Raw genomic sequence first — 15,194 nt, forward strand, 5'->3', positions numbered from 1 at the left:
GGTCCGGGTTGCGGGCCGACCCCGGTGCCGGGCGGGGGCGCGGCTCCGTCCGGCGGCAGGATCAGCGAGCTCAGCGACGCGTCAGGCGGGATCTGCGGCGGAGTCACACCCGGGGCGTTCTGCCACTGCAGATACGGCACCGGCGTCTCCGACTTGGCCTCGGTCTGCGGGGTGTCGTAGATGATCTGCCCCTTGTAGGCCGTGATGCTGTTGACCGGGTGGAACAGCACCGGCGGGTAGTTCATCGTGATGCGCTTGAGCACGGGGCCCATGCGCTGCCGGCAGATCTCGGCACGCTTGAAGTTGTCCGGGTTGGCGCCGGTGTCGAACGTGCCACCGCAGATGAACTGCACCGGGTTGGCGAAGTTGGGCAGCGACAGCAGACCACCGACGGTGCCCTGCGCCGGGTTGTAGATGTTGTAGAAGTTCGCCAACCCGTGGGGCGTGACGTGCAGGATCTGCTCGATGTCGTCGCTGTGGTCGGTCATGATCTGGGTGAAGTCGGCGAGCTTGCCCACCTGCGCGATCAATGCCTCGTTGTTCTCGTTCAGGAAACCGCGGACGTCGCTCAGTGCCTGATTCAGGGTGCCCAGGGTCTGGTCGAGACCGCTGGAGCTGTCGGCCAGCACCTGCGAGACCGACGCCACGTGATTGGTGAACTGCACGATCTGTTCGTTGCTGTTGGACAGCGCGTCGACCAAGACCTGCAGGTTTTTCACGGTGCCGAACAGGTCGGTGCGGGAGTCGCCCAACCGTCCCGCAGTTTGGGACAACTCACGCAGCGCATTGCGGAACGAGTCTCCGTTGCCGTCGAACGTGGCGGCGGCCTGGTCGACGAACTGCGCGATCGGGCCCTGCACCGAGCCGGGCTGGGGTCCGAGCTGCGTACTCAGCTGGGTCAGTTGCTCCTTGACCTCGTCCCACTCGACCGGAACCCCGGTGCGGTCGAGCCCGATCGAGGCGCCGTCGGCCATCACCTCGCCCTCGGTGTAGGCGGGCGTGAGCTGAATGAACCTGGCAGAAACCAGGTTCGGCGAGAGAATCAACGCCTTGGCATCCGCGGGCACCTTGATACCCCGATCGAGGGTCATCTCGATCTTGACGTCCGACGCTCGCGGCTCGATCGAGTCGATCGTGCCAACGGGCACACCCACGATCCGCACCTCGTCGCCCGGGTACAGGCCGACCGCGTTGGTGAAGTACGCCGTGAGCTTGGGGCCAGTGCGCGACGGCCACACCTGGTACACACCGACGGCGAGTACGCCGATCAGCAGCGCGGCCAGCGCAAACCGTATCCAGCGGTTCCGCCCGGAACCCGAATTCTGTTGTGTCATGGCGATTTCGGCCTAATGATCGTCCGTTCGGAAATGTATCCACGCAGCATGTCGGCAAGGCTGTCGGGCAGCTTGCCCGGCTGGAAGTAGGTGTCGAGCAGCACCTCGGACATCGCCGCGGGCGGCAGACCGTACAGGTTGATGTTGAAGCCGGGGCCGTTGCCGACCACCTCGGCGAGCGCCGTCGCGTACGGCGGCAATCTCTTGAGCGCCTCGCCGATGTGCTCGCGACGCTCCAGCAGGTTGTCCATCACCAGGTTGAGGTTGTCGAGCGCCGGCTTGAACTCCTTGCGGTTGTCGGCGACGAATCCCGAAAGTTGCCGGGACACATCGTCGATTCCGGCGATCAGGTTGCTCAACGCCTGCCTGCGCTCGGCGAGTGCGGCGAACAGTTGGTTGCCGTCGGTCACCAACTGGTTGACCTGCCCGGCGCGCGCGGCCAGCAGATCCGACACGCGCTTGGCGTGGGTGAGCAACCCGTCCAGGGCCTCGTCGCGCTTGTTGATGCTGCGCGACAGGTTGGCAACCCCGTCGAGTGCACCCCGCAGCTGCGGCGTGGCGTCGCGCAGCGTGTCGGTCAACGTCTGGAGGGCCTGCTCGAACTTCGGCTTGTCCAGCGCGGTGGCGTTCTGGCCCAGATCCTGCAGGGCGGTATTGAGCGTGTACGGAGTCGTGGTGCGGCCCAACGGGATCACCGTCGACGTGCCGGTGCCCTTCGGCGTCACCGACAATGCCTTCTGCCCGAGCACGGTTTCGGTCTTGATCGCGACAAGCGATTGGTCGCCCACCTTGATCTTGCGGTCCACGGTGAAGTTGACCTTGGCGGTGTCACCGGCCAGGGATACCTCGGTGACCTTGCCCACCGTGATCCCTGAGACGTGAACGTCGTTGCCCGGGTCGATGCCGCCTGCGTCGCTGAAATACGCCTCGTACTGCTTGCCCTGCGGGAAGAACGGAAGCCCGGTGTAGCCGAACGACACCAGCACCACGCACGCGACGAGGGCAATTCCGAATATGCCGGTGCGCAGCGCCGTATCGCCGTCGCGCTTAGCCACTTTCCGAACACCTCCCCTTGGACGGGTCCGGCGGGCCGCCGAACGGAATCAGGATGTCGCTGCCGGCCGGACCGTTGACCTTCATCCGGATCGAGCAGTAGTAGATGTTGAAGAACGAGCCATAGGCGCCGAGCGCATTGAGCCGCAGGTAGTTCTCGGCGAGCGGTTCGATGACCTTGTTGACGTCGCCCTTGCGTTCGTCGAGACGCTGCGCGAGCGGCCGCGCGTTCTCGATCACGCCCTGGATCGGTCGACGCGACTTCTCCAGCATCTCGGTCAGGTCGTTCTCGGCCGAGGCCAGCGGTCCGATCGCACCGGCGATCGGGTCGCGCCCCTCGGCGAGGCCGGTGATCAGCTTCTGCAGTTCGTCGACGCTGGTGTCGAACTGAGCGCCCTTCTCGTCGACCGTGCTCAGCACCGTGTTCAGGTTGGTGATCACGTCACCGATCAACTGGTCGCGGGCGGCCAGGTTCTGGGTGAACGCGCTCGTGCTGGTCAGCATGTTCGCCAGCGCCCCGCCCTGGCCCTGCAGCAGCTCGATCACCGCGTTGGAGATCTCGTTGACCTTGTTGCCGTCGAGGCCCTTGAGCACCGGCCGCAGCCCACCCAACAGGGCGTCGAGATCCAGCGCCGGCTGGGTGTTCTCCGGCGGGATGGTCGCCCCGGGCGCGAGCTTGCGCAGCTCTCCGGGACCCGAGGTGATCTCCAGATACCGGTCGCCGACCAGATTCTCGTAACGCACCTGAGCCCGGCTGGACGTGTAGAGCTGGTAGCGCTTGTTGACGTCGAACGACACATCGACGGTGTTGTCCGGGTTGAGTTTGACCGCATTGACCGTGCCCACCGGGACGCCCGCGATGCGGACATCCTGACCGGCCTTCAGCCGCGACGCCTCACGGAATGTCGCGTGGTAGCCGTTCTCCGAGGCGAACCGGAACTCGCCGAACACCACGACCAGCATCGCCGCCACCAACAGCATCGCGATGGTGAAGATGCTGACCTTGAGCATGGTCCGGTCAGGACGCGCACTGGACGCCATCAGTAATCGTCCCTTTCCGCGTACGCGCCGTTGAACAGGAACTGCAGGGTCGCCGGGGCGTCGAACTGCACCTCGGTGTTGGGCTGGAACGGGACGTAGGCGTTGTCGGTCACCAGGAACGGCGAGTGGAACCAGCTACCGCCGAACTGCTTCGACGGCATGTCCGGCAAGCCACGGCAGTTGGGGCCGCCGGAGGCGTTCACGATCGGCAGGCTCTCGGGGTAGGTGTAGGCCGGTGCGCCCGGCAGGAAGTTCGACGACACGAACAGGCCGGGGCGGATACCACCGATGATCGGCGCGAACCGGTCCACACCGACCGATACACCCTTCAACACACAGCCGAATTCGGGCGAGTAGTCGCCCGCCACCTTGAGCGGGGCGCGCAGCCGCTGAATCGCGGCGATGTAGTCGTCGGCGGCCGGCTGCAGGGTCGCGGTGCCGTTGTTGGCCAGCCCGGTCGCGGCCAGCAACGTGGCGTTGAGGTTGGTCTTCTCGTCGACGATGGTCTGGTTCAGCGCGGGCACGTTGTCGATCACCCGGGCCAGATCGGGTCCGGCGTCGCCGTAGATGTTGGCGACCACGGCCGCCTTGGCGAAGTCGTCCTGCAGGGTCGGGAGCTTCGGATTGATCTGCTGCAGATAGCCGTTGAGGCCCGACATCGCCGCGCCCAGATCGTCACCGTGGCCGCGCAGGCCTTCACCGAGCGCGGTCAGGGTGGCGTTCAGGCTGACCGGGTCGATCTTGTTGAGCACGTCGGACAGCGTCTGGAAGAGGGTGTTGACCTCCAGCTGCACGTCCTTGGCCGCGACGGTGCTGCCCGGTCGCAGTGAGGTGGGCTGCGGCTCCTCCGGCGGCAGGAACTCCACCGACTTGGCGCCGAAGATCGTGTTGCCCGCGATCCGCACTGTGGCGTTGGACGGGATGTACTGCATCTCGCCGCGCTTGATCGAGAGCGTCAGCTTCGCTTCGTTGCCGGCGTACGCGATGTCGGTGACCTTGCCGATCTGGATGCCCCGGTACTTCACCTTGGCGTCTTGCTCCATCACCAGGCCCGCGCGCGGTGCGGTCAGGCTGACGGTGTCGGTCGGCGTGAACGCGGCGGTGTAGGACAGGTAGGTGAAGATCACCGCGGCTGCCACGATCGCAGCCAGGATGGCGGCGGCGATCCGGACATGGCGCCGGTGTTTGGACGTTGCGTCTGACATGGAGATTCCTGCCACCTAACCCGCGAGGTTGAAGTTGCCGGACGCGCCGTAGACGGCCAGGGAGATGAACAGGGTGATGGTGACCACCACGATCAGCGAGGTGCGCACGGCCTGACCGACCGCGATGCCCACACCGACCGGTCCACCGGAGGCGTTGTAGCCGTAATAGGTGTGCACCAGCATCACCGCGATCGCCATCACGATCGCCTGCAGGAACGACCACAGCAGGTCGCTCGGTATCAGGAAGGTATTGAAGTAGTGGTCGTACAGGCCCGCGGACTGGCCGTTGATGAACACCGTGGTGAACCTCGCGGCGAAGAACGCGGCCAGCACGGACAGCGAGTACAGCGGGACGATCGCGATCAGACCGGCCAACAGGCGGGTCGAGACCAGGTAGGACACCGCGTGGACGGCCATCGCCTCGACGGCGTCGATCTCCTCGGCGACCCGCATGGCCCCGAGCTGGGCGGTGGCACCCGCGCCGATCGTCGCGGCCAGCGCGATACCGGCGATCACCGGCGCCACGATGCGCACGTTGAGGAATGCGGACAGGAAGCCGGTCAGGGCTTCGATGCCGATGTTGCCCAGCGACGAATAACCCTGCACCGCGATGACGCCGCCGGAGGCCAGGGTGAGGAAGGCCGCGACACCGACGGTGCCGCCGATCATCACCAGCGCGCCGGCGCCCATGGTCATCTCGGCCACCAGCCGGATGGTCTCCTTGCGGTACCGGTTGATCGCATTCGGCAGGTACCGCATGGTCTCGCCGTAGAACAGCGCCTGCTCGCCGACGGTGTCGACGGTCTTGGGCACGCCGCGGAACAGCCGGCGGAAGCGGAGGGTGGCGTCGTAACTCATAGTTGTCTCTTCTTCGCGCAAGCGCTCATCAGATCCATGTTCTTCGCGCAAGCGCTCATCAGGTCCATGTTCTTCGCGCAAGCGCTCATCAACGCACCAGCACTCTCACCCCGATGGCCGTCATGATCACGTTGATCACGAACAGGCAGATGAAGGCGTAGACCACCGTTTCGTTCACTGCGTTACCGACACCCTTCGGGCCTCCTTTTACGGTCAACCCGCGGTAGCACCCGACCAGGCCGGCCACCACGCCGAACAGCAGCGCCTTGATCTCGGCCAGCACCAGCTCGCCGAGTCCGGTGAGCACGGTCAGGCCGTTGATGAAGGAGCCCGGGTTGACGCCCTGCAGGAACACCGAGAAGACATAGCCGCCGGCCAGGCCGATCGCACAGACCAGGCCGTTGAGCAGCAGCGCGACGAACGTCGAGGCGAGCACCCGGGGCACGACCAGCCGTTGGATCGGGTCGATACCCAGCACCCGCATGGCGTCGATCTCCTCGCGGATGGTGCGGGCGCCCAGGTCGGCGCAGATCGCGGTGGCGCCTGCGCCGGCCACCACCAGCACGGTCACGACCGGACCGAGCTGGGTGATGGTGCCGAAGGCGGTGCCGGCGCCGGACAGGTCGGCGGCACCGATCTCACGAAGGAGGATGTTGAGCGTGAACGCGACCAGGACCGTGAACGGAATGGCGACCAACAGCGTCGGCACCAGGGAGACCCGCGCGATCATCCAGGTCTGATCGAGGAACTCCTTGAACTGGAACGGTCGACGGAACATCTTGGCGAAGGTGTCCAAGGACATCTCGACGAAGCCGCCCACGGCCCGGGCCGGAACCGCAAGCTGTTCGATCAACCTGGGCTCCGTTCTCGTACGTCTGGGTGGGACTCAGAGGTAGGTGAATTTGCGGAAACTCGCGTTGGCGAAAATCCGGCGACCACATGTCGTGATCGCTCTCCCACCCCTTTGTCTTATCGCGCTCTTAGTGAGCCGGATCATATTAACTAGAACACGTTCGCACTGTCAAAGAATTCAAAATCTTGATGTCAGGCGACGTTTTCGCAGCTCAGAGCAAGCAGAGCCAGATGCACACTGGAACAAGTTCTACTTCCGCTGAGCCTCGGTTAACGAGACCGTCAGTCTCGTGAAGTCATCAGCTCGGTGGCCGAGAATCCACGCTCCGGATCACGATCAGCAAAGTACTCGTGCAGTGTCCCGCTCAGGTCTGCCGGATCCCAGGCGGCGGAGTCCGCGGTGAAGTGCTTCTCCGCCGTAGGGGGCGCGACCAACGTGACAGTTGGACCATAGACGATGAACAGCTGACCGTTCACCGCTTCGGATGCAGGCGAAGCCAGGAATCGCACCAAAGTGACCACATGGTCGGTCGACAGCGGATCGACCTGGCCGCTGGCCAACTCGGGCGCGTCGCCGAATCCGCCCGCCGTCATGGCGGTGCGGGCGCGCGGAGCGATGGCATTGGCCCGCACACCGAAGCGCTCCAGGGCCCGGGCCGCCGACACGGTGAGTGCCGTGATGCCCGCCTTCGCGGCGCCGTAGTTGGGCTGACCGACCGGGCCCGACAGCCCGGCCTCCGACGAGGTGTTGATGATCCGGCCGTAGACGGTACCGTCGCCCGCCTTGGCCTTGTTGCGCCAGTAAACGGCCGCGTTGCGGGTCAGCAGGAAGTGACCCCGCAGGTGCACCGCGATGACCGCGTCCCACTCCTCGTCACTCATGTTGAAGAGGATCCGGTCGCGGGTGATGCCGGCGTTGTTGACGACGATGCCCAGTCCGCCGAGACCGTCGGCGGCGGCGATCAGCTCGTCGGCTGTCGAGCGCGCGCTGATGTCGCCGGCAACCGCGACACCCTTGGAGCCCGCCGCTGCGATCTCGTCGAGGACGTCAGAGGCATCCAGCGCGCCGGCCATGTCGTTGACCACCACGGTCGCCCCGGCCTTGGCCAGGCCGATGGCTTCGGCGCGGCCCAATCCGGCGGCCGCACCGGTGACCACGGCCACCTTCCCGGACAGGTCGATCTGTGCGTCGTCAGTCATAGTTTATGAATACCTCTAGTCTTTTCGGATCAGGGCTGCCCGGGGGCATTCGGCGATGGACTGCTCGGCCAGATCCTCCTGGTCGGCAGGCACCGGATCAGACTTGACCACGGCGTAGTCGTCGTCATCAAGATCGAACAAATCGGGGGCAATACCCACGCACACCGCATTGCCTTCGCAACGATCCCGGTCAACTTCAACTCGCATGGCGACCTCCTCGTGACGTGTGCGCACACGGGGCTGCGTGCACGCAGCCACAGAATACGACCCCACCTGACGGATACCAGTCCGATACCGGCCTGGATCCTAAGACTAGAACGTGTTACAACCAGGTGAGAACTCAGGTCTATCAAGCAGTGAGGATGCAGCGGTATGCGGATCGGTTACACCCCCGAGCAGGAGGAGCTGCGCCGCGAGTTGCGCGCGTACTTCTCCAAGTTGATGACGCCGGAGCGGGTTGAGGCCCTCAGCTCCTCCGAAGGCGAGATGGGTCGCGGCAACGTCTACCGGGACACCGTCGCGCAGATGGGCAAGGACGGCTGGCTCACGCTGAGCTGGCCCGAGGAGTTCGGCGGCCAGGCCCGGCCGCCGATGGACGGGCTGATCTTCACCGACGAGGCCGCGATCGCCGGCGCCCCGGTGCCGTTCCTGACCATCAACAGCGTCGCGCCGACGATCATGCACTTCGGCACCGAGGAACAGAAGAAGTTCTTCCTGCCCAAGATCGCCGCCGGCGAGCTGCACTTCTCGATCGGTTACTCCGAGCCCGGCGCGGGCACCGACCTGGCCGCACTGCGGACCACCGCGGTGCGCGACGGCGACGACTACGTGGTCAACGGCCAGAAGATGTGGACATCGCTGATCGCCTACGCCGACTACGTCTGGCTGGCGGTGCGCACCAACCCCGAGGCCAAGAAGCACCGCGGCATCTCGATGCTGATCATGCCGACCACGGCCGAAGGCTTCTCCTGGACGCCGGTGCACACCATGTCCGGGGTGGACACCAGCGCCACCTACTACCAGGACGTTCGCATCCCGGTCAGCAACCTGGTCGGCGAGGAGAATGCCGGCTGGAAGCTGGTGACCAACCAGCTCAACCACGAGCGCGTCGCCCTGGTGTCCGCGCAGCCGATCTACGTCGCGCTGGACGGGGTCCGCGAGTGGGCCCAGAACACCAAGGACGTACACGGCAAGCGCGTGATCGACTCCGAGTGGGTCCAGCTCAACCTGGCCCGCGTGCACGCCAAGGCCGAGGTGCTCAAGCTGATCAACTGGGAGCTGGCCTCAGCGGACGGCGCACCTTCTCCGGCGGACGCCTCTGCGGCCAAGGTGTACGGCACCGAGCTGGCCACCGAGGCCTATCGCTTGCTGATGGAGGTGCTGGGCACCGCGGCGACGCTGCGTCCGGACAGCAAGGGCGCGCTGCTGCGGGGCCGCATCGAGCGGTTCCACCGGTCGGCGCTGATCCTGACGTTCGGCGGTGGCACCAACGAGATTCAGCGTGACATCATCGGCATGGTCGCGCTCGGCCTGCCCCGAGTGAACCGGTAAGGACGGCATCCCAATGGATTTCAAGACGACTGAAGCCGCCGACGATCTGGGCGGCCTGGTGCGCACGATCACCGAATCGGTGTGCACGCCCGAACACCAGCGTGAGCTCGACAAACTGGAGCAGCGCTTCGACGCCGAACTGTGGGCCAAGCTGGTCGAGNCGAAGGCTTCTCCTGGACGCCGGTGCACACCATGTCCGGGGTGGACACCAGCGCCACCTACTACCAGGACGTTCGCATCCCGGTCAGCAACCTGGTCGGCGAGGAGAATGCCGGCTGGAAGCTGGTGACCAACCAGCTCAACCACGAGCGCGTCGCCCTGGTGTCCGCGCAGCCGATCTACGTCGCGCTGGACGGGGTCCGCGAGTGGGCCCAGAACACCAAGGACGTACACGGCAAGCGCGTGATCGACTCCGAGTGGGTCCAGCTCAACCTGGCCCGCGTGCACGCCAAGGCCGAGGTGCTCAAGCTGATCAACTGGGAGCTGGCCTCAGCGGACGGCGCACCTTCTCCGGCGGACGCCTCTGCGGCCAAGGTGTACGGCACCGAGCTGGCCACCGAGGCCTATCGCTTGCTGATGGAGGTGCTGGGCACCGCGGCGACGCTGCGTCCGGACAGCAAGGGCGCGCTGCTGCGGGGCCGCATCGAGCGGTTCCACCGGTCGGCGCTGATCCTGACGTTCGGCGGTGGCACCAACGAGATTCAGCGTGACATCATCGGCATGGTCGCGCTCGGCCTGCCCCGAGTGAACCGGTAAGGACGGCATCCCAATGGATTTCAAGACGACTGAAGCCGCCGACGATCTGGGCGGCCTGGTGCGCACGATCACCGAATCGGTGTGCACGCCCGAACACCAGCGTGAGCTCGACAAACTGGAGCAGCCCTTCGACGCCGAACTGTGGGCCAAGCTGGTCGAGGCCGCCGTACTGTCGGCCGCGGCACCGGAGTCGGTGGGCGGCGGCGGGTTCGGTGTGCTCGAGCAGGCGGCCGTGCTGACCGCACTCGGCCGCCAACTGGCCGCCGTGCCCTACCTGGAGTCGGTGGTGCTGGGTGCGGGCGCGCTGGCCGCGTTCGGTTCCGAGGAACTGCGCAGCGAGTGGGCACAGCCCGCGGTGGCCGGCGACAAGGTCCTCACGGTGGCGCTCGACGGCGAGATGGGCCAGGGTCCGGTGCAGGCCCAGGCCGACGGTTCCGGCCACAAGCTCACCGGCAGCCGCACCCTGGTCACCTACGGGCCGGTGGCCGACGCGTTCCTGGTGCCCGCTGAATCCCCTTCGGGTACATCGGTCTTCCTGGTCGCCAAGGACGATCCCGGCGTCACGGTGTCCCCATTGAGCACCACCGGCAAGGGCAGCGTGGCCCTGCTGGAACTCGAGGGCACCACCGTGGACGCCGCCCGCCTCGTCGGCGGAGCGGACGTCGCGGCCTGGCTGACCACGTACGCGGCATTGGGCCGCAGCGCTTTCCAGCTCGGTGTGCTGGAGCGGGCCCTGGAACTCACGTCTGAATATGCCCGCGAGCGCGAGCAGTTCGACCGCCCGATCGGCAGCTTCCAGGCGGTCTCGTCGCGGCTGGCCGACGGCTACATCGACGTCAAGGGCCTGCGCCTGACGCTGACCCAGGCGGCCTGGCGGTTGTCGGAGGATCTGCCCGCCGACATCGATGTCGCCAGCGCGGCGTTCTGGGCCGCCGAGGCCGGCCACCGCGTGGCGCACACCGCGGTGCACGTCCACGGTGGCGTCGGCATCGACATGGACCACCCGGTGCACCGGTACTTCCTGGCCGCCAAGCAGACCGAGTTCGGCGTCGGCGGGGCAACCGGGCAGCTGCTGCGCATCGGCCGCGAACTCGCCGACACCCCGGTCTAGCGGATGGGGGGTCCAACCGTCACCCAGCTGCTGGCTCCGCTGGCCGAGGTCACCGAACGCGGTATCCACCAAGACGATTCGTTCGTCAGCTGGGCTGACCACATCGCCGCCGGCGCGCAATTGGCTGCGGCGCTGCGGGCACGGTTGGACCCCTCCGAACCCCCGCATGTCGGGGCGCTCCTGGGCAACACCACGTTCTTCTCCAGCCTGCTGGTGGCCGCCGGCCTCGACGGGCTGGTGCCGGTCGGGCTCAACCAGACCCGCCGCGGCGAGGCGCTGGCCCGCGACGTCGCGCATGCCGACTGCCAGCTGGTACTGGCCGATTCCTCGATCACCGTCCCACCCGGGGTGGACTACATCGACGTCGAATCCGCCGACTGGGCAACCGAACTCGCCTCGTATCGGGATGCCCCGGTGTCCTTCGCCGAGCTGTCGGCCGACGACCTGTTCATGCTGATCTTCACCTCGGGAACCAGCGGCGATCCTAAGGCCGTCCGGGTCACCCATGACAAGGTGGCATTTCCGGGACAGATGCTGGCCGACCGCTTCGGGCTGGGCCCGGCCGACACGGTGTACCTGTCGATGCCGCTGTTCCACTCCAACGCGATCATGGCGGGTTGGGCCGTCGCGACGGCGGCCGGTGCGTCGATCGCATTGCGGCGCAAGTTTTCCGCCTCCGGTTTCATGCCCGACATCCGGCGCTACGGCGCCACCTACGCCAACTATGTCGGCAAGCCGCTGTCCTACATCCTGGCCACCGAGCCGGCGCCCGACGATGCCGACAACCCGCTCAAGATCCTCTACGGCAATGAGGGTGCGCCGCGGGACCTGCGCCGCTTCGCCGAGCGGTTCGGTGTCACGGTGGTCGACGGATTCGGTTCCACCGAGGGCGGTGTCGCCATCGCCCGTACCCCCGACACCCCCGAAGACGCCCTCGGTCCGCTCACCGACCAGGTGGCGATCGTCGACGTGGACACCGGGCAGCCGTGTCCGCCCGGGGTGGTCGGCGAACTGGTGAACCCCACCGGCGCCGGCTGGTTCCGCGGCTACTACAACGATCCCGACGCCGAGACGGCCCGGATGGCCGGCGGCGTCTACCACACCGGCGACCTGGCCTACCTCGACGACAACGGTTTTGCCCACTTCGCCGGGCGGCTCGGCGACTGGATGCGGGTGGACGGCGAGAATCTCGGTACCGCGCCGATCGAGCGAATCCTGTTACGCCATCCCGATGTTGCCGAGGTCGCGGTCTACCCCATCCCCGATCCTTCGGTCGGCGATCAAGTGATGGCCGCCGTGGTGTTGACGCCGGATGCGGCGTTCGATGTCGACAAGTTCCGGCGGTTTCTGCAGGAGCAGCCCGACCTCGGGCCCAAACAGTGGCCGTCATACGTGCGGGTGGGCGCCGCGCTGCCGCGCACCGAGACGTTCAAGGTGATCAAGCGGCAGTTGTCGGCCGAGGGCACCGAGTGCGCCGACCCGGTCTGGCCGATCTCGCGCTAGGCGAACACCTGCGCGGCGCCCACGCCAACCATTTCGATACCATCGGCATCGAAACTTGGGAGGCGCAGCATGCACATCGCAGTCACCGGCGGCACCGGCTACCTCGGCGCGCACACCGTTCGAGGCCTGCTCGAGGCGGGCCATCGCATCCGCCTGCTGGTCGCACCCGGCTGCGCCGGCGACGAGGTGATCGGTCATCTCGCCGCGCTCGGTGAGATGACCGTGCTGGAGGGCGACATCCGCGACGGCGCCACCGTCGCTGACCTGATCGAGGGCTGCGACGCCCTGATCCACGCCGCGGGCATCGTCGGCACCGATCGCCGACGCGAGAAGCTGATGTGGGAGATCAACGCCCATGCCACCGAGGCCGTATTGCACCGCGCCGTCCAGGCCGGCCTCGATCCGGTCGTCTCGGTCAGCAGTTACAGCTCGCTGTTCCCACCGCCCGACGGCGTGATCTCCGCCGACACCCCACCCGCCACAGGCCGCAGCCCGTATGCGCAGACCAAGGCCTACGCCGATCGGGTGGCCCGGCGGTTGCAGGAATCCGGGGCACCCGTCGTCGTGACGTATCCGTCGAGCGTCGTCGGCCCGGCCTATTTCACCGCCGCCGGAGTGACCGAGCGCGGGTGGGCCCCGATCGCCAAAGCCGGTGTGGCGCCGCGTATGCCGGGTGGGATGCAGATGATCGACGTGCGCGACGTCGCGCTGGTACACGAGCGGCTGATGGCGCCGGGGCGCGGGCCCAGCCGCTATGTCTGCGGCGGCGTGATGGTGTCGTTCAACGAGATGATCGACGTACTGGAACAGGGCACCGGACGCCGGATCCGCCGGATCCCGTTGTCGGCAAGCCTGTTCCGGGGCATCGGCTGGTGCTCGGATCTGCTCGCCGGGATCCTGCCGCTCGGCGACGGGATCAGCTACGAGGCCGCCATGCTGCTCACCGCCGCCACCCCGACCGAGGACAAGAGCACACTGGCCGATCTGGGCATCGATGCCTGGCGCTCGCCACAGGCGGCGATGCTCGCGTCATTCCGGCGGTGACACTCCCAGGGCGTCGCTGAGCAACCGCACCAGCTGCTGCTGAAGTTCGGGCGAATCGTCGTCGGTCGCCACCGTGGTGGTGAACAGCGCAGCGCCGGCCGCCATGGACAGCACGGCCTTCGCGACCGATTCCGACCCGTATCCCCGGGCGGCGAACATCTCGATCGCCGGCCCGCTGAAGCCGTCCCACAACGCCTTGCGCAACGCCGCGTTCTCGCGCAACGCGAGCAGCAACCCCGGCACCGCCTCGCTCACGTCGGCGCGGCTGAACAGTTCGTGGCTGCCGCGCACCACCCACTCGATCCACCCGGCCAGATCCGTGCCGGAAAACGGCGACATGTCGGGTGCCTCGCCGAGGATCGCGTGCAGCACCAGTTCGGCTTTCGATGCCCACCGCCGATTCAAGCTGGACCGCCCGACCCCGGAGCGAGCCGCGACCAGGCGGACGCTCAGATCGTCCCAGCCCACCTCGACCAGCAGTTCACGGGTCACCGCGAGCACCCGCTCGTCGATCGACGTGTCACGTGGTCGCCCGGCCATTCCCCGATTCAACCGCACGACGGCCCGGGTAGCGTCGGGGACGTGGGCTACCGCGAACTGCAACCCCCGCCGCGGCTGCGCGAACTCGTGGAGTGCCGATGGGTTCGCACCGGCCCGGCCGACTCCGGCCGGATCCTGCCCGACGGTTGCATGGACCTGATCGAGATGGACGGCACGATCGTCGTGGCCGGCCCGGACACCTCGGCATTCATCACCGCGGGAAGCCGGGATCCGGTGCGGGGGCTGCGGTTTCGGCCCGGCGTGCTGCCGCGCCTGCTCGGTGTTCCGGCGTCCGAACTGCGGGATATCCGGGTCGAGCTACGCGATCTGCGTGCGGTCGGCTCGCCCGGTTCACTCGAAGAGCTCACCACCACACTGGCCGCGGAGACACCGCGCACCGAGACCGCCCCGTGGCCGCTGCCGGTGCTCGCCGATGTCACGCGCCAACTGGCAGGGGGCGGGTCCGTCGCCGCGGCGGCCCACCGGGCCGGCTGGTCAAATCGGACACTGCAGCGGCAGTGCGCGGCGGTCTACGGGTACGGGCCGGCCACCCTGCGTCGCATCCTCCGTTTCCGGCGCGCCGTCGGACTACTCGTCACGGGGCTGAGCGCCGGGGCGGTCGCGGCGCAGGCCGGCTATGCGGATCAGTCCCATCTGCACCGGGAGGTCCGTGCGTTGACGGGCGTGGGATTGCGCCAACTCGGTCAGTCCCCCAGCGCCGCGAACAGATCCACCGAGGTGCCGTCGGGATCTTCGACGGTCGCGTAGCGCTGCCCCCACGGCGCATCGAAGGGCTCAAGAGTGCCGGGATGTCCGGCCGCGGTGATCCGCGCATAGAGCGCGTCGACGTCGGCCGGCGAGTCCAACCCGAATGCCAGCGCCACGCGGCCAGGTCCGCCAGGTGGCGTCCAGCCGGGGTGCATGCCCGCAATCACCTCCTCGGTGTCGAATGCGAGCCGGTTTCCCCCTGGCAACGCCACCTCGACGTGGGGGCCGTCGGGCCCGGGCACCTCCAGGCCCAGCAGCCGGTAGAAGTCGAGGGATCGGGGCAGGTCCGCGGCGACGATCTCGATGACCGCCGAGTTCAGGTTCAAAGCCATATCCGCAGGTTAGGACGCGAGGACGGGACCTGTCGTGAACAGATCG

15 protein-coding genes and 2 pseudogenes are annotated in these 15,194 nt (G+C 67.1%); 7 read left to right on the forward strand and 10 right to left on the reverse strand.

From position 1 onward, the window contains the following. The 8 genes from BN4332_RS16815 to BN4332_RS16850 all read right to left on the reverse strand — a co-directional run. A partial coding sequence (locus tag BN4332_RS16815) for an MCE family protein (protein WP_066899845.1) occupies positions 1-1,334 on the reverse strand: 1,334 nt, incomplete at its 3' end. Further along, complete coding sequence (locus BN4332_RS16820) at positions 1,331-2,389, reverse strand: virulence factor Mce family protein (protein WP_066899847.1); 1,059 nt, start codon at positions 2,387-2,389, stop codon at positions 1,331-1,333. The genes BN4332_RS16820 and BN4332_RS16815, both read right to left, overlap by 4 nt. Then, positions 2,382-3,428, reverse strand: coding sequence for an MCE family protein (locus BN4332_RS16825; protein WP_066899849.1), 1,047 nt, complete (start codon positions 3,426-3,428; stop codon positions 2,382-2,384). Before BN4332_RS16825 ends, BN4332_RS16820 begins: the two co-directional genes overlap by 8 nt. Next, on the reverse strand, positions 3,428-4,633 hold the full coding sequence (locus BN4332_RS16830; RefSeq protein WP_066899851.1) for an MCE family protein: 1,206 nt from the start codon (positions 4,631-4,633) through the stop codon (positions 3,428-3,430). The genes BN4332_RS16825 and BN4332_RS16830 overlap by 1 nt, the downstream gene beginning before the upstream one ends. A 15-nt stretch (positions 4,634-4,648) precedes the next feature. Beyond that, entirely contained in the window at positions 4,649-5,491 is an 843-nt protein-coding gene (locus BN4332_RS16835) for an ABC transporter permease (protein ID WP_066899853.1), read from the reverse strand. Between the two features lie 88 nt (positions 5,492-5,579). Continuing rightward, positions 5,580-6,344 (reverse strand): MlaE family ABC transporter permease, encoded by a 765-nt coding sequence (locus BN4332_RS16840; protein ID WP_003879810.1) that lies wholly within the window; start codon positions 6,342-6,344, stop codon positions 5,580-5,582. Between the two features lie 281 nt (positions 6,345-6,625). Further along, on the reverse strand, positions 6,626-7,543 hold the full coding sequence (locus tag BN4332_RS16845) for a 3-oxoacyl-ACP reductase (protein ID WP_066899855.1): 918 nt from the start codon (positions 7,541-7,543) through the stop codon (positions 6,626-6,628). 15 nt (positions 7,544-7,558) lie between these two features. Then, on the reverse strand, positions 7,559-7,750 hold the full coding sequence (locus BN4332_RS16850; RefSeq protein WP_036391771.1) for a ferredoxin: 192 nt from the start codon (positions 7,748-7,750) through the stop codon (positions 7,559-7,561). Between the two features lie 165 nt (positions 7,751-7,915). On the opposite strand from BN4332_RS16850, the gene BN4332_RS16855 reads away from it, so the two are divergent. The 6 genes and pseudogenes from BN4332_RS16855 to BN4332_RS16880 all read left to right on the forward strand — a co-directional run bounded on the left by BN4332_RS16855 (position 7,916) and on the right by BN4332_RS16880 (position 13,508). Then, positions 7,916-9,094 (forward strand): acyl-CoA dehydrogenase family protein, encoded by a 1,179-nt coding sequence (locus BN4332_RS16855; protein ID WP_066899857.1) that lies wholly within the window; start codon positions 7,916-7,918, stop codon positions 9,092-9,094. Between the two features lie 13 nt (positions 9,095-9,107). After that, positions 9,108-9,254, forward strand: a pseudogene (locus BN4332_RS16860) (acyl-CoA dehydrogenase family protein); the annotation flags it as partial. Between the two features lie 2 nt (positions 9,255-9,256). Further along, positions 9,257-9,850 (forward strand): annotated as a pseudogene (locus BN4332_RS16865) (acyl-CoA dehydrogenase family protein); the annotation flags it as partial. Between the two features lie 13 nt (positions 9,851-9,863). Further along, positions 9,864-10,961 carry an acyl-CoA dehydrogenase family protein gene (locus tag BN4332_RS16870; protein WP_066899859.1) on the forward strand — a complete coding sequence of 366 codons (1,098 nt, stop codon included), beginning with the start codon at positions 9,864-9,866 and terminating at the stop codon, positions 10,959-10,961. Positions 10,962-10,964: 3 nt separating this feature from the next. After that, positions 10,965-12,464 carry a long-chain-fatty-acid--CoA ligase FadD17 gene (gene fadD17, locus BN4332_RS16875; protein WP_066899861.1) on the forward strand — a complete coding sequence of 500 codons (1,500 nt, stop codon included), beginning with the start codon at positions 10,965-10,967 and terminating at the stop codon, positions 12,462-12,464. Positions 12,465-12,533: 69 nt separating this feature from the next. Further along, complete coding sequence (locus BN4332_RS16880) at positions 12,534-13,508, forward strand: NAD-dependent epimerase/dehydratase family protein (protein ID WP_066899863.1); 975 nt, start codon at positions 12,534-12,536, stop codon at positions 13,506-13,508. On the opposite strand, the gene BN4332_RS16885 is transcribed toward BN4332_RS16880, so the two are convergent. Beyond that, positions 13,494-14,048, reverse strand: coding sequence for a TetR/AcrR family transcriptional regulator (locus tag BN4332_RS16885; protein WP_066899865.1), 555 nt, complete (start codon positions 14,046-14,048; stop codon positions 13,494-13,496). The two genes, BN4332_RS16880 and BN4332_RS16885, sit on opposite strands and share 15 nt — an antisense overlap. 42 nt (positions 14,049-14,090) lie before the next feature. On the opposite strand from BN4332_RS16885, the gene BN4332_RS16890 reads away from it, so the two are divergent. Continuing rightward, positions 14,091-14,816, forward strand: coding sequence for an AraC family transcriptional regulator (locus BN4332_RS16890; protein WP_066899867.1), 726 nt, complete (start codon positions 14,091-14,093; stop codon positions 14,814-14,816). Here the strand turns inward: BN4332_RS16890 and BN4332_RS16895 are convergent. Then, positions 14,753-15,148: a VOC family protein gene (locus tag BN4332_RS16895; RefSeq protein ID WP_066899869.1), complete on the reverse strand. Its 396-nt coding sequence runs from the start codon at positions 15,146-15,148 to the stop codon at positions 14,753-14,755. The genes BN4332_RS16890 and BN4332_RS16895 overlap by 64 nt on opposite strands. Between the last annotated feature and the right edge of the window lie 46 nt (positions 15,149-15,194).

This window comes from Mycolicibacterium houstonense (assembly GCF_900078665.2).
Classification (GTDB): domain Bacteria; phylum Actinomycetota; class Actinomycetes; order Mycobacteriales; family Mycobacteriaceae; genus Mycobacterium; species Mycobacterium houstonense.

Bases quoted from the DNA above. Each gene is read 5' to 3' on its own strand.
- BN4332_RS16825 (WP_066899849.1), bottom strand. From the start codon at position 3,428: ATGGCGTCCAGTGCGCGTCCTGACCGGACCATGCTCAAGGTCAGCATC.
- BN4332_RS16830 (WP_066899851.1), bottom strand. From the start codon at position 4,633: ATGTCAGACGCAACGTCCAAACACCGGCGCCATGTCCGGATCGCCGCC.
- BN4332_RS16835 (WP_066899853.1), bottom strand. From the start codon at position 5,491: ATGAGTTACGACGCCACCCTCCGCTTCCGCCGGCTGTTCCGCGGCGTG.
- BN4332_RS16845 (WP_066899855.1), bottom strand. From the start codon at position 7,543: ATGACTGACGACGCACAGATCGACCTGTCCGGGAAGGTGGCCGTGGTC.
- BN4332_RS16850 (WP_036391771.1), bottom strand. From the start codon at position 7,750: ATGCGAGTTGAAGTTGACCGGGATCGTTGCGAAGGCAATGCGGTGTGC.
- BN4332_RS16855 (WP_066899857.1), top strand. From the start codon at position 7,916: ATGCGGATCGGTTACACCCCCGAGCAGGAGGAGCTGCGCCGCGAGTTG.
- BN4332_RS16870 (WP_066899859.1), top strand. From the start codon at position 9,864: ATGGATTTCAAGACGACTGAAGCCGCCGACGATCTGGGCGGCCTGGTG.
- fadD17 (WP_066899861.1), top strand. From the start codon at position 10,965: ATGGGGGGTCCAACCGTCACCCAGCTGCTGGCTCCGCTGGCCGAGGTC.
- BN4332_RS16880 (WP_066899863.1), top strand. From the start codon at position 12,534: ATGCACATCGCAGTCACCGGCGGCACCGGCTACCTCGGCGCGCACACC.
- BN4332_RS16885 (WP_066899865.1), bottom strand. From the start codon at position 14,048: ATGGCCGGGCGACCACGTGACACGTCGATCGACGAGCGGGTGCTCGCG.
- BN4332_RS16895 (WP_066899869.1), bottom strand. From the start codon at position 15,148: ATGGCTTTGAACCTGAACTCGGCGGTCATCGAGATCGTCGCCGCGGAC.